Below are 18332 nucleotides of genomic sequence, written 5' to 3'. Positions count from 1 at the left end.
GTCACCACCCGGCCCCGCCCGCGGTCACAGGGCCAGGCGTATCGTCGTCCTCCGGCACCCAGGCCCGGGCCCACCGTGAGGCCCGCGTCCCGGGCAGGGGTCTGTCCCGCGTCCCGCGCACCACCAGCCCCACCCCGAGGAGCCAGCGCCGCCGTGGCCATCCTGTCCGGTCTGCTCACCTCAGCACTGTCCGACACCGGCCTGCGGGCCGCGGTCGACGCCGCCCGTGCCGCGGACACCCGTACCGCCGAGACCCCGGCGGTGAGCGTCGAGGGTCCGGCCGCGCTCCGCCCGCTGCTCGTCTCCGGCCTCGCCGAGGACGGCTGCGTCCTGGCCGTGACCGCCACCGACCGGGAGGCCGAGGACCTGGCGGCCGCCGTGTCCGACCTGCTCGGGCACGGCGAGGCGCTGGACGCGGCCGCCGACACCGTGCACGACAGCGCCGGCGCGCCCGTCGTCGTGCTGCCGTCCTGGGAGACGCTGCCGCACGAGAAGCTGTCGCCCCGCCCGGACACCGTCGCCCGCCGGCTGACGATCTTCCACCGGCTCGCCTCGCCGGCGACCGCACCGCGGGTCGTCGTCACGGCGGCACGGAGCCTGATCCAGCCGGTCGCGCCCGGGCTGGGCGCGCTGGCGCCGGTCTCCCTCGCGGTCGGCGAGGAGCACGAGTTCGAGCAGCTGCTGGAGCGCCTGGTCGAGCTCGCCTACACCCGCGCCGAGATGGTGACGACCCGCGGTGAGTTCGCGGTGCGCGGCGGCATCCTCGACGTCTTCCCGCCGACCGCCGAGCACCCGGTACGCGTCGAGTTCTGGGGCGACGAGGTGTCGGAGATGCGCGCGTTCTCGGTCGCCGACCAGCGTTCGGTCGGCGAGGTCGGTCGGGTCGAGGTGCCGCCGTGCCGGGAGCTGCTGCTGACCGGGCCGGTCCGGCAGCGCGCCGCCGAGCTGGCCGCCGAGCAGCCCGAGACCGCGGGCCTGAACCGCAACCCGCTGCGCGAGCTGCTGGAGAAGCTGTCCGAGGGCATCCCCGGCGAGGGCATGGAGTCGCTGATCCCGGCCCTCGTGGGCGGCGAGATGCAGCTGCTGTCCGACCTGCTGCCCGCCGGGTCCCGCGTGCTGCTCGCCGACCCGGAGCGGATCCGCACCCGCTGCGCGGACCTGGTCCGGACCGGGCAGGAGTTCCTGGAGGCGTCCTGGCTGGCGACCGGATCGGGCGGCGAGGCCCCGATCGACGTCTCCGGATCGGCCTACCGCGACCTCACCACGACCCTCGCGCAGTCCACCGCGACCGGGCGCCCGGTGGTCTCGCTGTCCCCGCTGCTGTCCGGCGCCGACGACGTCGTCGTCCCGGCCGTGCACGAGATCGAGCCCTACCGCGGCGACACCGACCGCGCGATCACCGACCTGCGCGCGCACGTCGCCACCGGCGGCGCGGCCGTGCTGGTGCTGGCCGGGCAGGGCACCGCGGACCGCTCCCTGGAGCAGCTGCGCGACGCCGAGGTCCCGGCGTCCAAGGTGGACACCCTGCCGGACGCCCCGGAGAAGGGCGTCGTCACCGTCACCTGCGGCCGGGTGCTCAACGGCTTCACCGCCACCGAGGTCGGGCTCGTCCTGATCTCCGAGGCCGACCTCACCGGCAGCAGGGCCGGGCTCGACGCCGCCCCGCGCAAGACCACCCCGCGCCGCCGCAACGCCGTCGACCTGGCGGTGCTGCAGCCCGGCGACTACGTCGTCCACAACCAGCACGGCATCGGGCGCTTCGTCGAGATGAAGGAGCGCACCGTCCAGGGCGCCACCCGCGAGTACCTGGTGCTGGAGTACGCCAGCTCCAAGCGCGGGCAGCCCGCCGACCGGCTGTTCGTCCCGACCGACGCGCTCGACGAGATCAGCCGCTACGTCGGCGGCGAGCAGCCCTCGGTCAACAAGCTCGGCGGCGCGGACTGGGCGAAGACCAAGGGTCGCGCCCGCAAGGCGGTCAAGGACATCGCGGCCGGGCTGGTCCAGCTCTACGCGGCGCGGCAGGCGTCCCCGGGGCACGCCTTCGGCGCCGACACCCCGTGGCAGCGCGAGCTCGAGGACGCCTTCCCCTACACCGAGACCCCCGACCAGCTCTCGGCGATCGACGAGGTCAAGAAGGACATGGAGCGGCCGGTCCCGATGGACCGGGTGATCTCCGGCGACGTCGGTTTCGGCAAGACCGAGATCGCCGTCCGGGCCGCGTTCAAGGCGGTCCAGGACGGCAAGCAGGTCGCCGTCCTGGTGCCCACGACGCTGCTGGCGACCCAGCACCTCAACACCTTCGCCGAGCGGATGCGCCAGTTCCCGGTGACGGTCCGCGGGCTGTCCCGCTTCACCGACGCCGCCGAGGCGAAGGAGACGATCGACAAGCTGGCCGAGGGCACCGTCGACGTCGTCGTCGGGACCCACCGGCTGCTGCAGGGCGCGGTCCGCTGGAAGGACCTCGGCCTCGTGGTCGTCGACGAGGAGCAGCGGTTCGGCGTCGAGCACAAGGAGCACATCACCGCGCTGCGGGCGCACGTGGACGTCCTCACGCTGTCCGCGACGCCGATCCCGCGGACCCTGGAGATGAGCCTCGCCGGCATCCGGGAGATGTCGGCGATCACGACCCCGCCCGAGGACCGGCACCCGACCCTGACCTACGTCGGCGCCTACGACGACAAGCAGGTCGCCGCCGCCGTCCGCCGCGAGCTGCTGCGCGACGGCCAGGTGTTCTACGTGCACAACCGGGTCAGCTCGATCGACAAGGCGGCCAAGAACATCCAGGACCTCGTCCCGGAGGCCCGGGTCGCGGTCGCGCACGGCCAGATGAACGAGGAGCTGCTGGAGCGCACGGTCAACGCGTTCTGGCACCGCGAGTTCGACGTGCTGGTGTGCACGACGATCGTCGAGAACGGCCTGGACATCTCCAACGCCAACACGCTGATCGTCGAGCGCTCCGACACGCTCGGGCTCTCCCAGCTGCACCAGCTGCGCGGCCGGGTCGGCCGGGGCCGGGAGCGGGGCTACGCCTACTTCCTGTTCCCGCCCGAGCACCCGCTCACCGAGACCGCGCACGACCGGCTCGCCACCATCGCCCAGCACTCCGAGCTGGGCTCCGGTGCCGCCGTCGCCATGAAGGACCTGGAGATCCGCGGCGCGGGCAACATCCTGGGTGCCGAGCAGTCCGGGCACATCGCGGGCGTCGGGTTCGACCTCTACATCCGGCTGGTCGGGGAGGCCGTCGCGGCGTTCCGCAAGCAGGCGGGCGGGGAGACCGGGGCGTCGGTCGAGGACGAGCAGCTCGTCGAGGTGCGGGTGGACCTGCCGGTCGACGCGCACGTCCCGCACGACTACGTCGACGGCGAGCGCCTGCGCCTGGAGGTCTACCGCAAGATCGCCGAGGCGCCCGACGACGCGGCGCTGTCCGCGATCGTCGAGGAGCTGACCGACCGCTACGGCGAGCCGCCCACCCCGGTGCGGAACCTGCTGGAGGTGGCCCGGTTCCGGCAGCTCTGCCGTCGCCTGGGCGTCCGCGAGGTCGCCTCGGCCGGCACCCAGCTGCGGATCGGCCCGCTGCAGCTGCCGGACTCCGCGCAGCTCAGGCTCCGGCGGCTGTACCCGAAGGCGCAGTACAAGGCGGCCGCGCAGATCGTCACCGTGCCGAAGCCGGTGCAGGGCGGGCGGATCGGCGGATCGCCGGTGCGCGACGTCGAGCTGCTCGGCTGGTGCGCGGAGCTGCTGCTGCAGATCGTGCCGTCGTCGACCCCGGTGCACAGCTCGTCGGGCTGATCCCCGCACCGGCCGGGGCTGTCGGTGGCGCGGGCTAGCGTGGCCGCATGCCCGCCTTCCTGCGCCATCCACACCTGCACGACGACACGCTCGTCCTCGTCGCGGAGGACGACGTGTGGACCGCCCCGGTCGCGGGCGGGCGGGCCTACCGGCTGACCGCCGACGAGGTCCCGGTCACGGCGCCGCGGATCTCGCCGGACGGTGCGGCGGTGGCCTGGACCTCCCGGCGCGACGGCATGTGGGAGGTCTACCGGACCGCGCTCGACGGCGGCGGCGTCACCCGGCTGACCTGGTGGGGCGACGCGTCCACCCGGGCCGCGGGCTGGACCCCGGAGGGCGGGGTCGTGGCCCTGTCCGCGCACGACGAGGCGACCGCCCGGTCCCGGGCGTACGCCGTGCCCGCGACCGGTGGCACGCCGCGGCTGCTGCCGTACGGGTCGCTCACCGCGGTCGCGTTCCAGCCCGGCGGTCCCGCGGTGCTCACGCAGGTCGAGGGCGGCCGGGACGCCGCGCACTGGAAGCGCTACCGCGGCGGCCGGGCCGGCAGGCTGTGGCTCGACGCCGGCGGCACCGGCGACTTCGTGCGGGTGCTGGCCGGGCTGGACGGGCAGCTGGAGTCCCCGATGGTCGTCGACACCCCGGGCGGCGCGCGGCTGGCGTTCGTGTCCGACCACGAGGGCTGGGGCAACGTCTACTCGGTCCCGCTCGCCGACCCCGGCTCCGACCTGCGCCGGCACACCGACCACGGCGCCGGGGGAGCGGTCCCCGACTTCTACGCCCGGCACGCCTCGACCGACGGCCGCCGGGTCGTCTACGAGTGCGCCGGGGAGATCTTCCTGCTCGACGGGCTGGACGCCGGATCACGGCCGCGCCGGATCGACGTCCGGCTCGGCGGCCCGCGCTCGGCCCGTGACCCGTTCCGCGCGTCGATCCCCGGCGACCTGGGGCCGGTGCGGCCGGACCGGAGCGGCCGGGCCGGCGTCGTCGGGGTGCGCGGGACCGTGCACCGGCTGACCCACCGCGACGGCCCGGCCCGGGCACTGCTGGCCGAGCCCGGGGTCCGGGCCCGGCTGGCGCACCCGCTGGGCGACGACCGCGCGGTGTGGGTGGACGACGCCGAGGGCGAGGACGCGGTCTGCGTCGCCCCGCTGGACCCGCACGCACCCGGTGCCCCGGAGCGGGTGCGGTACGCGGCGGGCGGGCTCGGCCGGGTGCTGGAGCTCGCGCCGTCGCCGGACGGCGGCGCGGTCGCGCTGACCACGCACGACGGTCGGCTGCTGGTGCTGCACACCGGTGTCCCCGCGTCCGGGGCGGAGAACCCGGACGGGGTCGTCGACGGGGCCGCCGGGGACGGGGCCACCGCGGTGCCCGAGCGCGCCGCCGGTGAGCTGCGGGAGCTCGCACGGGGCGCGGCCGGGGAGCCGTTCGACGTCGTGTGGTCACCGGACTCGTCGTGGCTCGCGTGGTGCGATCCGACCGAGGCCGGGCTGTCGCGGGTGGTGCTGACCCGCCTCGACGACGGCGGCCACACCGAGGTGACCCACGGCCGGTTCCACGACAGCGACCCGGCGTTCACCGCGGACGGCAAGCACCTGGCGTTCCTGTCCCGCAGGGTGTTCGACCCGTCCTACGACCAGCACTCCTTCGACCTGACCTTCGGGACCGGCTGGAAGCCGTTCCTGGTGCCGCTCGCCGCGCGCACGCCGTCGCCGTTCGGGGAGAGCCCGGACGGCAGGCCGGTCGACCCGGGCGACGAGGGTCCGGAGGACCCGCCCGCGACCCCGCCCGACCCGGCGGGCGGCGGCGAGGACGACGGCGGCACCGACCGCGCCGCGGCCACCGACGCGACCGCGACGGCGGCACCCGCGGCGGCGGCCCCGGCGACGGCGGGCGCGGGGCGCAGGCGCGGCGACGACGGCCCGCCGGAGGTCGTCGTCGACGTCGCCGGGCTCGCCGACCGCGTCGTCGGGATCCCCGTCGAGGCGGCCCGCTACCACGGCCTCACCGCGATCTCCGGCGGTCTGGTCTGGCTCCGGCTCCCCGGCGGTGGTGTCCTCGGCGACAGCCTCCCGGACCCCGACGACGAGCGGGAGCGCGCCGTCCTGGAGCGCTACGACCTCGCCCGGCGCTCGGTCACCGTGATCGCCGACCCGGCGTCCGGGTTCGCCGTCAGCGGCGACGGGAAGCGGATCGTCGTGCGGGACCGCGGCAAGGTCCGGCTGCTGCGCGCCGACCGCAGCGGCTCGTCGGCCCCCGACGACGGCGCCGGCGACGAGTTCGAGATCGACACCTCCCGGCTCGTCGTCACGGTGGACCCGTCGGCGGAGTGGCGGCAGATGTTCGACGAGACCGCCCGGCTGATGCGCGACCACTTCTGGGTCGAGGACATGGCCGGGGTCGACTGGGCCGCCGAGGTCGCGCGCTACCGGCCGCTCGTGGACCGGCTCGGCAGCCACGACGACCTGGTCGACCTGCTGTGGGAACTGCACGGCGAGCTCGGCACCTCGCACGCCTACGTGATCGGCGGGCGGCCCGCCGGCGACCCGACCGGCCGGCCCGGGCTGCTCGGCGCCGATCTCGAACCCGCCGGCGACGGCTGGCGGATCACCCGGGTGCTGCCGCCGGAGACGTCCGCGCCGGCGGCCCGCAGCCCGCTGTCGGCACCGGGCGTCGACGTCCGGGCCGGGGACGTGCTGCTGGAGGTGGGTGGCGCCCCTGTCGACCCGCACTGGGGTCCGGCGCCGCTGCTGGTGTCCGCCGCGGGCCGCACGGTCGAGCTCACCGTCCGGTCCGGCCCCGGCCGCGACGACGCGGGCACCGTGCGCCGGGTGGCGGTCCGTCCGCTGCGCTCCGACGCCGAGCTGCGCTACCAGGACCGGGTGGCCCGGCTGCGGGCCGAGGTCGACGAGCGCTCCGGTGGCCGGCTCGGCTACCTGCACGTGCCGGACATGATGGGGTACGGCTGGGCGCAGCTGCACCGCGACCTCGCCCGGGAGACCGCCCGCGACGGCCTGGTGCTCGACGTGCGGGGCAACCGCGGCGGGCACACCTCGCAGCTCGTCGTGGAGAAGCTGGCCCGCACCGTGATCGGCTGGGACCTGCCGCGGCACCGGGCGCCGTCGACCTATCCGGAGCAGGCGCCGCGCGGACCGGTCGTGGCACTCGCCGACGAGCGCTCCGACTCCGACGGCGACATCGTCACCGCCGCGATCAAGCGGCTCGGGATCGGGCCGGTCGTGGGCGTCCGCACCTGGGGCGGGGTGATCGGCATCGACGGGCGGTACGGGCTCGTCGACGGCACCCGCATCACCCAGCCCCGCTACGCCACCTGGTTCGACGACACGGGCTGGGGGATGGAGAACCACGGCGTCGATCCGGACATCGAGGTCGTCGTGACCCCGCAGGACCGGGCCGCCGGGCGGGACCCGCAGCTCGACCGGGCGATCGAGCTGGCGCTGCAACGGCTCGACGAGCACCCGCCCGCCCGGCCGCCGGACGTCGCGACCCGGCCCTCGATGGCGCGCCCGGCGCTCCCGGGCCGCCCGGGGAGCTGACCGGATCCGGCCGCCGGACGCCTCGCCCGTGCCGTTGCACCGCGACGGGGCGGGCGAGGGAGATCGGCGCCACACCCCGTGAGAAGGTGGAGCCCGTGCGGACACGCAGGATCATCGCCGCCCTGGTGGTCGCCGGGGCGCTCCTGGCCGGGTGCGGAACCGGGCCGAACCGGGTCGACTCGGCGGCCGTCGTCGGGGAGACGTCGATCCCGCTCGACGACGCCCAGGCCGCGATCAGCTCGGTGCTCACCCGGCCCGGTCTCGTCGAGGGGCTGACGTCGCAGGGCGGTTCCCAGGCCGACATCGGCCGTGCGATCGTGTCCCAGCTGGTTATCCGGGACCTGCTCGACCGGCTGCCCGCCGAGCAGACCGGTTCGGTCACCGAGCAGCAGGTCCAGGAGCAGATCGACCGTGCGGGCGGCGAGCAGGCCGTCGTCGCCGGGTCGCTGTCGGTCGGCGGGCCGCAGGCCTCCGCCCGCGACGACCTCCAGCTCGCCGGGCTGGCCCGCTCGGAGCTCGACCGGCTGTCGGTCACCGCCGACATCGCCGTCGCGCAGACCCGCGAGGAGGCCGAGCAGCTCGCCCGCGAGATCGCCGCGGGCGGTGCCCGTGCCGACAGCGCACTCGCCGGAGCCGGTACGGCGCAGCGTGACCTCGCGATCCGCCCGGCCGAGACCCCCCAGGCCGCGCTGACCCCGTTGATCGGGCTGCCGGCCGGGCAGGTCGCCGCGTTCCCGCTCGGCACCGGCCAGGGCTGGGTCGTGGTCCGGGTGACCGACCGCCGTCTCGGTGAGCCGGTGCCGGGGGCGAGCGCCACCGCGGGCCTCGACCAGCAGACCCTGGCCGAGGCCGGTGTCCGGCTGCTCACCCCGACCGCCCTGGACGCGGGGGTGGAGCTCAACCCGCGCTATGGCGTCTGGGACCCGGTCCGGATGGTCGCGGCGCCGACGGCGGCGGACGCCTCCCTCGTCCTCCCGGTCGCGGGCGCCACGCCGGCCCCGGCGGCCACGCCGTGACCGCGGTCGTCGTCACCTGCCCCCGGCGGGGCGCCGCGCTCCCGGCGGCCGCGCTGCCCGCCCTCCGGGCCGCGGACCGCGTGCTCGCGGTCCCGGGCCTCGACGCCGGCGCCGCCGCCGGCGCGCAGGACTGGGACGGCACCGATCCCGGCGGCCTGCCCGACGGCACCGTCCTGCTCGTCCCCGCGGGCCACCCCGCCGCGACGGCCACCGGAGCGGTGCCGCCGCCCGCCGGGCACGGCGTGCTCGACGCGGTCGCGGTGATGGACCGGCTCCGCTCGCCCGGCGGCTGCCCGTGGGACGCCGAGCAGACCCACGAGTCGCTGCTGCGCTACCTCGTGGAGGAGTGCTACGAGCTCTACCAGTCGATCGAGGACGGCGACCGCACCGAGCTGCGCGAGGAGCTCGGTGACGTGCTGCTGCAGGTGCTGTTCCACGCCCGCGTCGCTGCCGAGCACGCGGACGCGCCGTTCGGGATCGACGAGGTCGCCACGGGCCTGGTCGACAAGCTCGTCGGCCGGCACCCGCACGTGTTCCCGGCCGGTGACGACGCCGGGGAGGAGGTCCGCACCGCCGCGGACCAGGACCGCCGGTGGGACGAGCTGAAGCGCGCCGAGAAGCAGCGCGAGTCCAGCCTGGACGGTGTCGCGGCCGCTCAGCCCGCCGTCGCGCTCGCCGCGAAGCTGGCGTCCCGCACGGCGAAGGCCGGCCTGCCCGCCGACCTGCTGCCGGGCGGCGAGGAGACCGGCGAGCACCTGTTCCGGGTGGCCGCCGCCGCGCAGCTCGGCGGCGGCGATCCCGAGGCCGCGCTGCGCACCGCCGCCCGGGCGTTCGACGCCCGGGTCCGCGCCGCCGAGAAGGCCGCCGCGGCCGCCGGGAAGGCCCCGCACGCGTTGACCGCCGAGGACTGGCGGGCCTTCTGGGACACCCCGTAGCAGCACCGTTCCCGGCCGCGTCGGTACGGTGGACGGAGTGGCTGTCCGCGTCGTCCTCTCGATGCTCGGTGTCCTGTTCGCCGGGGTGCTGGTGCTGGTGGTGCTCGCCACCCTCGTCGCCGGCCCCGGTTCCAGGACGTCCCCCTCGGACCCGGTCGACCGGGACGCCCCGCCACCCGCCGTCGCCCCACTCGGGGCGGACACCGACGTCGTCGCGTGGTCCCGGGACGCCGCCGGGGACACCCGGATCCCGCAGCGCACCCTGCAGGCCTACGCCACCGCCGAGCTCCGCCAGCGCGAGCGGGCCCCGGAGTGCCGGCTGAGCTGGTCGACACTGGCCGGGATCGGCCGCGTCGAGTCCCGGCACGCGCGGATCGGAGGTGCCACGACCGGACCGGACGGCCGGGCCGACCCGCCGATCGTCGGGATCGCGCTGGACGGGACGGACGGCACCCGCCGGATCGCCGACACCGACGGCGGGCGGCTCGACGGCGACCCGGTCCTGGACCGCGCGGTCGGCCCGATGCAGTTCCTGCCCGAGACCTGGGCGCGGTACGGCGCCGACGGTGACGGCGACGGTGCCGCCGACCCGCAGCAGGTGGACGACGCGGCGCTCGCCGCGGCCGGGCTGCTCTGCGCGGGCGGCCGCGACGCCGGCGACGGCGACGACTGGTGGGACGGCGTGCTCGCCTACAACGCGTCCGGCAGCTACGCCCGCGACGTCTGGTCCGCCGCCGCCGACTACGGCCGCCGCACCGCCCGGTCCTGAGCCCTCGGCGGGATCACGCCAGCAGTGAACGGCCCCAGTAGTCGTCGCCGTCCTGCAGGCCGGGCGGGACGGCGAACACGGCCGACCCGGTGTGCTCCAGGTACTCGCTGAGCGTGTCGGAGCGGGCGAGCCTGCGCTGCACGGGGACGAACTGGCGCTGCGGGTCCCGCACGAACGCGACGAAGAACAGGCCCGCGTCGAGGTGGCCGCGGCCGTCCGAGCCGTCGACGAAGTTGTAACCGCGCCGCAGCATCCGCACCCCGCCGTTCTCCTGCGCGGAGGCCAGCCGGATATGGCTGTCGTCGGGGATGACCGGGCCCTCCGGGCCCGTCGCCGCCAGGTCGGCGAGGTCGAACTCGGCCGTCCCGGTCAGCGGGGCACCCTCTCCCTTGTCCCGGCCGATGATCTGCTGCTGCTCGTCGAGGTTGGTCCGGTCCCAGGTCTCGATGTGCATCCGGATCCGGCGCGCCACGAGGTAGGAGCCGCCGCGGAGCCAGGCCGGGCCCTCGTCGCCGATCCAGACGTGCTCGTCGAGCAGGTCGGGCTCCTCGGCCTTGAGGTTGTTGGTGCCGTCCTTGAACCCGAACAGGTTGCGCGGGGTGGCCTGACCCGTCGACGTCGAGGACGTCCGCCCGAACCCCAGCTGCGACCAGCGGACCTCGGTGACGCCGAAGCCGTCGCGTACGAGGTTCCGGATCGCGTGCACGGCGACCTGCGGGTCGTCGGCGCAGGCCTGGATGCACAGGTCCCCGCCCGACCGGGCCGGGTCGAGCTGGTCGCCCTGGAACCGGGGCAGTTCGGCGAGCGGCGCCGGGCGCCGGTCCGGGATCCCGAGCTTGGTGAACAGCGACGGCCCGACGCCGAAGGTCAGCGTCAGCGAGGCCGCCGCCAGCCCGAGCGCCTCCCCGGTGTCGGCGGGGGCGACGTAGCGGTTGGCCGGGACGGCGCCGCCGTCGGTGGTCTCCAGCCCGGCCGTCATCCGTTCCGCGGCCGTCGTCCACCGCCGCAGGAGTTCCCGGACGGTGTCCCGGTCCGTGCTGGTCAGGTCGAGCGCCACGAAGTGCAGCCGGTCCTGGGCCGGGGTGACGATCCCGGCCTGCCGGCCGCCGCGGAACCCGACCGTGCGTGCGCCGGGGGCACCCGCGCCGGCCAGGCCGTACGCGGCGGCACCCGCGCCGGCCAGCGCCACGCCGGCACCGGCCAGCCCGAACGCCTGCCGCCGGGAGAGCCGGGCACTCATGTGGTGACGGTTCCGGCGACCTTGCTGACCGGCTCGGAGAGGGCGTCGACCGCCGCGCTCATCTTCTTGATGTCCTCGGGGGTCAGCGCGGTGTAGAGCACGTAGCCGTCACCGGAGCGGTAGCCCTGCAGCAGGGTGTCGACGGCCTGGAAGCGCTCGTCGAGCACCGGGCCCAGTGCGGGGTCCTTGGCGTCGATCACCGGGCGCAGCGCCGCGACCGCGGCCTGCGAGCCCTCCACGTTCGCCTGGAAGTCCCACAGGTCGGTGTGCGAGTAGCGGTCCTCCTCGCCGGTGATCTTGCCGGTGGCGACCTCGTCGAGGAGCTCCTTGGCGCCGTTCGCCAGCTGCACGGGCGTGAGCACGACGGTCGTCGTGCGGGTCGCGAGGTCGCCGACGTCGGCCGTGAGCTGGTCGGCGACGGCGGGCGAGTCCGGCTGCAGTCCGGTCACCCAGAGGTCCTTCTCCAGCCGGTGGTACCCGGTGAAACCCACGCCGGGGTCACGCTCGTCGTCCTCGCGGCCGTCGATCCTCGGGTCGATGTCGCCGAACGACTCGGCGACCGGCTCGATCCGCTCCCAGTAGGTCCGCGCGACCGGGTACAGCGCCTTCGCCTTCTCCACGTCGCCCGCCTTGACGGCGTCGGCGAACTCCTGCGTCTTCGGGACGAGCGCCCCGACCTGGGAGGCGACGTACCGCGAGTAGCCGGCGGTGGCCTCGGCGAGCCGGGCGTCGGAGTCGGTGGAGCGGGCGACCGACCCGGTGACGGTGAAGGGTGCCCGGATGCCGTCGCCGGACATGCCCGGCTTGCAGGCGGTCGTGTACGACCCGCCGTCCGGGACCTCGACGATCAGGTCGCGGGACAGCCCCGGGCCGATGTTCTCGACCTCGCCCATGATCCGGTCACCGGTGCCGTAGAGGTAGAACTCGGTGACCTTGGAGCCGGCGTTGGTGACCCGGAAGGTGATGTTCCCGGCGGGGGCCTCGGCGGTCGCCACCTCGCACGCGGTGTCGGTGTTGTTCACCTCGATCGGGCCGCCCTCACCCGCCGCCGTGGGCGCGGTGGAGGTGCAACCGGCCAGGACGGCGACGGCGGCGAGGGACGCGAGGCCGGTGGCCGTGCGCATCTGCGGGGACATGACTCTCCTGCGGGGCGAGAAGGGGCCGGGGGCGGAACGGGTCACGAGGTGGTGGAGGACGTACGGCGCGCGGGACGGCGGGCCGGGCGCAGGAACAGCACCAGGACCACCACGACGTAGACGGACCAGACGACGGCCTCCAGCACGGTCGTCTGCGGGGAGAAGTTGAAGATCCCCTTCAGCACGGTGCCGTACCAGGAGTCCGGCGGGACGGCGGCGCTGACGTCGAAGGCGAGGGTGGTGAGGCCGGGCAGGATCCCGGCCTCCTGCAGGTCGTGGACGCCGTAGGCGAGGATCCCGGCGGCGACGAAGATCAGCAGGAACCCGGTGACGGTGAAGAACCGCCCGAGGTCGATCCGCAGCGCGCCCCGGTAGATCAGGTAGGCGATGGTCACGGCGACCGCGATCCCGATCAGGAACCCGGCCAGGGGGCCCGCGGTCTCGCCGGCGGCCTGCGCGGCGGCGAAGAAGAAGACCGCGGTCTCCAGCCCCTCCCGGCCGACGGCCAGCGCGGCCACGACGACGACGGCCCACGGCCCCATCGCGACCGCCCGGTCCAGCTTCCCCTCCAGCTCGGCCGACAGCGTGCGCCCGTGCGACCGCATCCAGAAGATCATCCAGGTGACGAAGCCGACCGCGAGGATCGACAGCGAGCCGCCGAGCGCCTCCTGCGCCTCGAACGTGAGCGCCTGCTGGGTCAGGGTGAGCCCGAGGGTGACCCCGACGCTGACGGCGACGGCGGCCCCGACACCCAGCCAGACCCGCGGCAGCTCCGCGCGGCGCCCCGTGCGGACGAGGAAGGCGACCAGGATCGCGACGACGAGCGAGGCCTCCAGGCCTTCGCGCAACCCGATCAGGGCGTTTCCGAGCATGACGGGCCGCTCCTCGGACCTCTCGTCGCTGTCGGCAGACGCGAGGTCAGGGTGCGCTGCCCGGCGCGAAGGCTAACCTCACCGCCGATGCGGAGGAAGGGTCATGTCTGCTTCCTCCCGTAAGATCCCCGGAGCGCCGTTCGTGCTGGTCAGGACTTCGGGTCCGACGGCCGGTCGCCGCTCAGCGCGATCCGCGCGCGGATCTCCCCGAGCGCCTCCTGGTACTCCGGGCGGGGGTCCATCGCGGACGCCATCTTCAGCTGCGTCTCCGCCTCGGTCAGCCGTCCCTGTCGTTGCAGCGTCTTGCCGAGCGCGAACCGCGCGTAGTGGTCCGCCGGTTCGATCTCGATCACCCGGTGGAACGCCGCCTCGGCCTTCCGCAGCTGAGCCGAGTCCAGATAGGCCCGCCCGGCCAGCAGGTGCACCGAGGCGTCGGTGGAGTCGGCCGGATCACCGGGGCGGAGGGCGGTCCGCAGCGCGTCCAGGGCCTCGAGCGGCCGGTGCCGGGAGAGCAGCTGGTCGGCGCGCCGGAACGCGGCGACCGGGTCCGGGGAGTTCGCGCGGGGACTGCTCATGGTCACCCCACGTTAGGTGTGATCCAACGGCAACGCGAGGCTTGACAGCGCGCCGAGGGTGACCAGCGCATCCCCCGCGCCCCCGCGGTCGGTGACTACGCTGGCGCACCGGACGCGACCCCCATGAGAACAGGAGTCACGGTGGCGGTCATCGAGCAGGTCGGGGCACGCGAGATCCTCGATTCGCGGGGCAACCCGACGGTGGAGGTCGAGGTCGCACTGGACGACGGCACGCTGGCGCGTGCCGCGGTCCCGTCGGGCGCCTCGACCGGAGAGCACGAGGCCGTCGAGCTGCGCGACGGCGACAAGAACCGGTACGGCGGGAAGGGTGTCGAGAAGGCCGTCGCGGCCGTCCTCGACGAGATCGGCCCGGAGCTCGTCGGTGTCGAGGCGGTCGACCAGCGGCTGGTCGACCAGCGTCTCGTCGACCTCGACGGCACCCCGGACAAGTCGAAGTTCGGCGCGAACGCTCTCCTGGGCGTCTCGCTGGCGGTGGCGAAGGCCGGCGCCGAGTCGTCCGGGCTGGAGCTGTTCCGGTACGTCGGCGGCTCCAACGCGCACGTCCTGCCGGTCCCGATGATGAACATCCTCAACGGTGGTGCGCACGCCGACACCTCCGTCGACGTGCAGGAGTTCATGATCGCGCCGATCGGCGCGGAGACCTTCCGCGAGGCGCTGCGCTGGGGTGCCGAGTGCTACCACGCGCTGAAGTCGGAGCTGAAGGACAAGGGACTGTCGACCGGCCTCGGCGACGAGGGCGGGTTCGCCCCCGACGTCAAGGGCGGCACCCGCGGGGCGCTGGACCTGATCGCGGCCGCCGTGCAGCGGGCGGGCTACACCCTGGGTACCGACGTCGTGCTGGCCCTCGACGTCGCCGCGACCGAGTTCCACTCCGACGGCAGGTACGCCTTCGAGGGCAAGAAGCTGACCGCGGACAAGCTCGCCGAGGTCTGGCGCGAGCTCGTCGACGCCTACCCGCTGGTGTCCATCGAGGACCCGCTGGACGAGAACGACTGGGACGGCTGGGTCGCGCTGACCGAGGCGGTCGGCGACAAGGTGCAGCTGGTCGGCGACGACCTGTTCGTCACCAACCCGGAGCGGCTGGAGGACGGCATCGCCCGCGGCGCCGCGAACGCGCTGCTGGTGAAGGTCAACCAGATCGGCACCCTGTCGGAGACCCTCGATGCGGTGACGATGGCGCACAACGCGGGGTACCGCTGCATGATGAGCCACCGTTCCGGGGAGACCGAGGACGTCACCATCGCGGACCTGGCCGTCGCGACCGGTTGCGGTCAGATCAAGACCGGCGCCCCGGCCCGGTCCGAGCGGGTGGCGAAGTACAACCAGCTGCTGCGCATCGAGGAGCTCCTCGGCGACGCCGCCCGCTACAACGGCGAGCTGGCGTTCCCGCGCTACGTGGTGCCCGGCCAGGCCTGAGCGGCCGGGACCCGCGGATCCGGGTGCCGTGTCGAGGTCTCCTCGGCGCGGCACCCGGACCGACGCCCGATCGGGCGGCATCCTGGGGGTGACGCACACGCTGCGGCACCATCGGGCCGGTCCGGGGTGCCGGCCGGACCGGGGGAGGGGAACGCATGGGCGAACGGCGCAGCCGCAGTCGTGACACGCGGGCGCGTGCCACCGGGGCCGGCCGGAGCCGGGCCGCGGCCACGCCGCGGAGGTCGCCCTCCCGCTCGTCGGGGGCCCGGAACGGGGACCGGTCCCGCAGCGCGTCCGGACGCTCACGTCCGGCCGGGCCGCCCTCGGCGCGGCCGCGGCTGACCCGGGCCCGCTCCAAGGCCGGCGAGGTCGTCGCCCGCACCACCGGCCTCCTCGGCCTGTCGTCCACCAAGCGGGCCGCGATCCTCGCGATCGTCGTCTGCGCGCTGGCGCTCACCGTGGCCGTCCCGCTGCACAACTTCGTGGCCCAGCGCCAGGAGCTGGCCGCCGTGTCCGAGCAGCAGCAGGCGCTCGAGGCCGACGTCGCCCGGCTGTCGGCGGACCGTGCGCGGCTGTCCGACCCCGCCGAGGTGCAGGCACAGGCGCGCACCCGGCTCGGGATGGTCCAGCCCGGCGAGACCCCCTACGTCGTGCAGTTCCCGGTCCCGCAGGAACCGGCGCCCGAGGACGGGCAGGCCGAGCCCGGCGTGCCCTGGTTCCACACCCTGTGGGACGACGTCTCGGGCGAGCAACGACGATGAGACCGTGAACGTCTCGCAGGACCCCCGTCCCCCCGGCCTGGAAGCCGGCCCCGTGGCACAGGCCGACCTCGACGCCGTCGCCCGGCAGCTCGGACGTGCCCCGCGCGGGATCCTCGCCGTCGCCTACCGCTGCCCGTCCGGGCACCCGGCGATCGTGCAGACGGCGCCGCGGCTGCCGGACGGCACCCCGTTCCCGACGCTCTACTACCTGACCTGCCCGCGGCTCTCGTCCCGCATCGGGACGCTGGAGGCCGAGGGCCGCATGAAGGAGATGCAGGACCGGCTCGCCGTCGACCCGGACCTCGCGGACGCGTACCGGCGGGCCCACGAGCAGTACCTCGCCGAGCGCGACGCGATCGAGCCGCTGTCCACCCATCCGGACGTCACCGCCGGCGGGATGCCGGACCGGGTGAAGTGCCTCCACGTGCACGTCGCGCACGCGCTCGCCGCCGGGTCCGGGGTGAACCCCTTCGGGGACGAGGCGATCGCCGAACTCGGGGCGTGGTGGCTGCCCGCCGGGGAGTGCTCCTAGCGCCCGGGCGTCGCCCGCTCGAGGAGGGTGCCGACCGCGTCCGACCCGGGACGGGTGCCCGCGGTGCGCAGCGGGCCGTCGCCGTCCAGCCGGCTGGCGAGGAGGACGTCGGCCACCGCGGCCGGCGCGTGCCGCACCACGAGCGAGCCCTGCAGCGCCAGCGCCGCCAGCTCCGCGAGCCGGCGGGCCCGGCGCTCCTGCGGAGCAGCCAGCTCGGCCCGCAGGGCGGCGATCACGGCGTCCAGCCGCGGGTCGCTCCCCGCGCCGAGGTCGATCTCGGCCAGCAGCGCGTCGACGGCGGCGGGCTCGCGGGCGATCGCGCGCAGCACGTCGAGGGCGGTCACGTTGCCCGATCCCTCCCAGATCGAGTTGAGCGGCGCCTCGCGGTAGAGCCGCGGCAGGTCGGACTCCTCGACGTAGCCGTTGCCGCCCAGGCACTCCAGCGCCTCCGCGACCACGGCCGAGGTCCGCTTGCACACCAGGTACTTCGCCGCGGGCAGCGCGAGACGCAGCAGCGCCGTCTCGCCCCGGTCGACGGCCCCGGCCAGCCGGAGCGCCAGCACCGTCGCGGCCTCGGACTCGGCCGCGAGCTCGGCGACCACCTCCCGCATCAGCGGCTGGTCGGCCAGCCGGGCACCGAACGCCGACCGGTGCGCGACGTGGTGCGCGGCCTCGGTCACCGCCGCCCGCTGGGTCCCCGCGGCGCCGAGGACGCAGTCCAGCCGGGTCATCGAGACCATCTCGATGATCGTCCGGACGCCGCGGCCCTCCTCGCCGACCCGCCACCCGGCGGCACCGGAGTACTCGATCTCCGACGACGCGTTGGACCGGTTCCCGAGCTTGTCCTTGAGGCGCTGGAGCCGGATGGCGTTGCGCGTGCCGTCCGGCAGGACGCGGGGCAGCACGAGGCAGGTCAGCCCGCCCGGGGCCTGCGCGAGGGTGAGGAACAGGTCGTTCATCGGGGCGCTGGTGAACCACTTGTGACCGGTGAGGCGGTAGCTGCCGTCCGGCTGCGGGACGGCGACGGTGCTCCCGGACCGGACGTCGGACCCGCCCTGCTTCTCGGTCATCGACATACCCGCGAGCAGCCCGGACTTGGTCGCGGGATCGGCCAGGCCCGGCTCGTAGCTGCGCGCGGTCAGCCCCGGCAGGTACGCCGCGGCGAGCTCGGGGGCGTGCTGCAGCGCGGGCACCGCGGCGTAGGTCATCGAGATCGGGCAGAGGTGGCCCTGCTCGACCTGGGAGTGGAGGTAGAACCCGGCGGCCCGGGTGACGTGCGCGCCGGTGCCGGGTGCGGCGGCCCACGGCGCGGCCGCGAGGCCGTGCTCGACGCTGACCCGCATCAGCTCGTGCCAGGACGGGTGGAACCCGACCTCGTCGATCCGGTGCCCGGTGCGGTCGTGGGTGTGCAGCTCGGGCTCGTGCGCGTTCGCCGCGCGGGCGTGCTCGCGGTGCGCGGCGGTGCCGATCCGCTCGGCGAGCGACTCCAGCGCGGCCCGGTCACCGCCCTCCCGGTCCGACGCCTCGACGACGGCCGGGTCCGCGCCCAGCAGGTCGCCGTCCGCGCGGGGCGGGACCTGGTTCGTCACCTCGTGGGTGCCCAGGTCGGACAGCGGTGCAGGGGTCCCCGGCCGGGTGTGCGTCGTCGTCACTACTCGAGGGTAACCCGGCCTGGCCGCCCGGTCCGAGGCTTCCGCGTACGGTGAGCGCGACCGT

At 75.3% G+C, this 18332-nt stretch carries 13 protein-coding genes; 8 read left to right on the top strand and 5 right to left on the bottom strand.

Annotated features, from left to right (window positions below; all coding sequences use genetic code 11):
• Positions 1-162: 162 nt before the first annotated feature.
• From mfd to PP1_RS13015, 5 genes are all read left to right on the top strand, one after another.
• Complete coding sequence (gene mfd / locus PP1_RS13035) at positions 163-3789, top strand: transcription-repair coupling factor (protein ID WP_029239170.1); 3627 nt, start codon at positions 163-165, stop codon at positions 3787-3789.
• Between the two features lie 47 nt (positions 3790-3836).
• Positions 3837-7343: a S41 family peptidase gene (locus PP1_RS13030; RefSeq protein WP_075313956.1), complete on the top strand. Its 3507-nt coding sequence runs from the start codon at positions 3837-3839 to the stop codon at positions 7341-7343.
• A gap of 95 nt (positions 7344-7438) precedes the next feature.
• Positions 7439-8359 carry a peptidyl-prolyl cis-trans isomerase gene (locus PP1_RS13025; protein ID WP_075313957.1) on the top strand — a complete coding sequence of 307 codons (921 nt, stop codon included), beginning with the start codon at positions 7439-7441 and terminating at the stop codon, positions 8357-8359.
• A complete protein-coding gene (locus tag PP1_RS13020) occupies positions 8356-9294 on the top strand; it encodes a MazG family protein (RefSeq protein WP_075313958.1) in 939 nt (312 codons plus the stop codon). Before PP1_RS13025 ends, PP1_RS13020 begins: the two co-directional genes overlap by 4 nt.
• Before the next feature lie 37 nt (positions 9295-9331).
• Positions 9332-10063: a lytic murein transglycosylase gene (locus PP1_RS13015; RefSeq protein ID WP_249265930.1), complete on the top strand. Its 732-nt coding sequence runs from the start codon at positions 9332-9334 to the stop codon at positions 10061-10063.
• 13 nt (positions 10064-10076) lie between these two features.
• Here PP1_RS13015 and efeB read toward each other — a convergent pair whose 3' ends face one another.
• From efeB to PP1_RS12995, 4 genes are all read right to left on the bottom strand, one after another.
• Entirely contained in the window at positions 10077-11303 is a 1227-nt protein-coding gene (gene efeB, locus PP1_RS13010) for an iron uptake transporter deferrochelatase/peroxidase subunit (protein WP_010242925.1), read from the bottom strand.
• Positions 11300-12439, bottom strand: coding sequence for an iron uptake system protein EfeO (efeO, locus tag PP1_RS13005; RefSeq protein ID WP_010242927.1), 1140 nt, complete (start codon positions 12437-12439; stop codon positions 11300-11302). The genes efeB and efeO overlap by 4 nt, the downstream gene beginning before the upstream one ends.
• 41 nt (positions 12440-12480) lie before the next feature.
• Positions 12481-13311: an iron uptake transporter permease EfeU gene (gene efeU / locus PP1_RS13000; RefSeq protein ID WP_010242929.1), complete on the bottom strand. Its 831-nt coding sequence runs from the start codon at positions 13309-13311 to the stop codon at positions 12481-12483.
• 149 nt (positions 13312-13460) lie between these two features.
• On the bottom strand, positions 13461-13886 hold the full coding sequence (locus PP1_RS12995; RefSeq protein WP_010242931.1) for a tetratricopeptide repeat protein: 426 nt from the start codon (positions 13884-13886) through the stop codon (positions 13461-13463).
• 141 nt (positions 13887-14027) lie between these two features.
• On the opposite strand from PP1_RS12995, the gene eno reads away from it, so the two are divergent.
• The 3 genes from eno (at position 14028) to PP1_RS12980 (ending at position 16616) form a co-directional block, all read left to right on the top strand.
• Positions 14028-15323 (top strand): phosphopyruvate hydratase, encoded by a 1296-nt coding sequence (gene eno / locus PP1_RS12990; protein ID WP_010242933.1) that lies wholly within the window; start codon positions 14028-14030, stop codon positions 15321-15323.
• A 155-nt stretch (positions 15324-15478) separates the two neighbouring features.
• Positions 15479-16084, top strand: a complete 606-nt coding sequence (locus PP1_RS12985) for an FtsB family cell division protein (protein ID WP_010242935.1) — start codon at positions 15479-15481, stop codon at positions 16082-16084.
• A 4-nt stretch (positions 16085-16088) separates the two neighbouring features.
• A complete protein-coding gene (locus PP1_RS12980; protein WP_010242937.1) occupies positions 16089-16616 on the top strand; it encodes a DUF501 domain-containing protein in 528 nt (175 codons plus the stop codon).
• Here PP1_RS12980 and PP1_RS12975 read toward each other — a convergent pair.
• Positions 16613-18268, bottom strand: coding sequence for an acyl-CoA dehydrogenase family protein (locus tag PP1_RS12975; RefSeq protein ID WP_010242939.1), 1656 nt, complete (start codon positions 18266-18268; stop codon positions 16613-16615). The genes PP1_RS12980 and PP1_RS12975 overlap by 4 nt on opposite strands.
• Positions 18269-18332: the final 64 nt, after the last annotated feature.

Source organism: Pseudonocardia sp. P1 (assembly GCF_000178675.2).
Classification (GTDB): Bacteria; Actinomycetota; Actinomycetes; order Mycobacteriales; family Pseudonocardiaceae; genus Pseudonocardia.
This window is presented reverse-complemented; position numbering and strand designations above follow the sequence as displayed.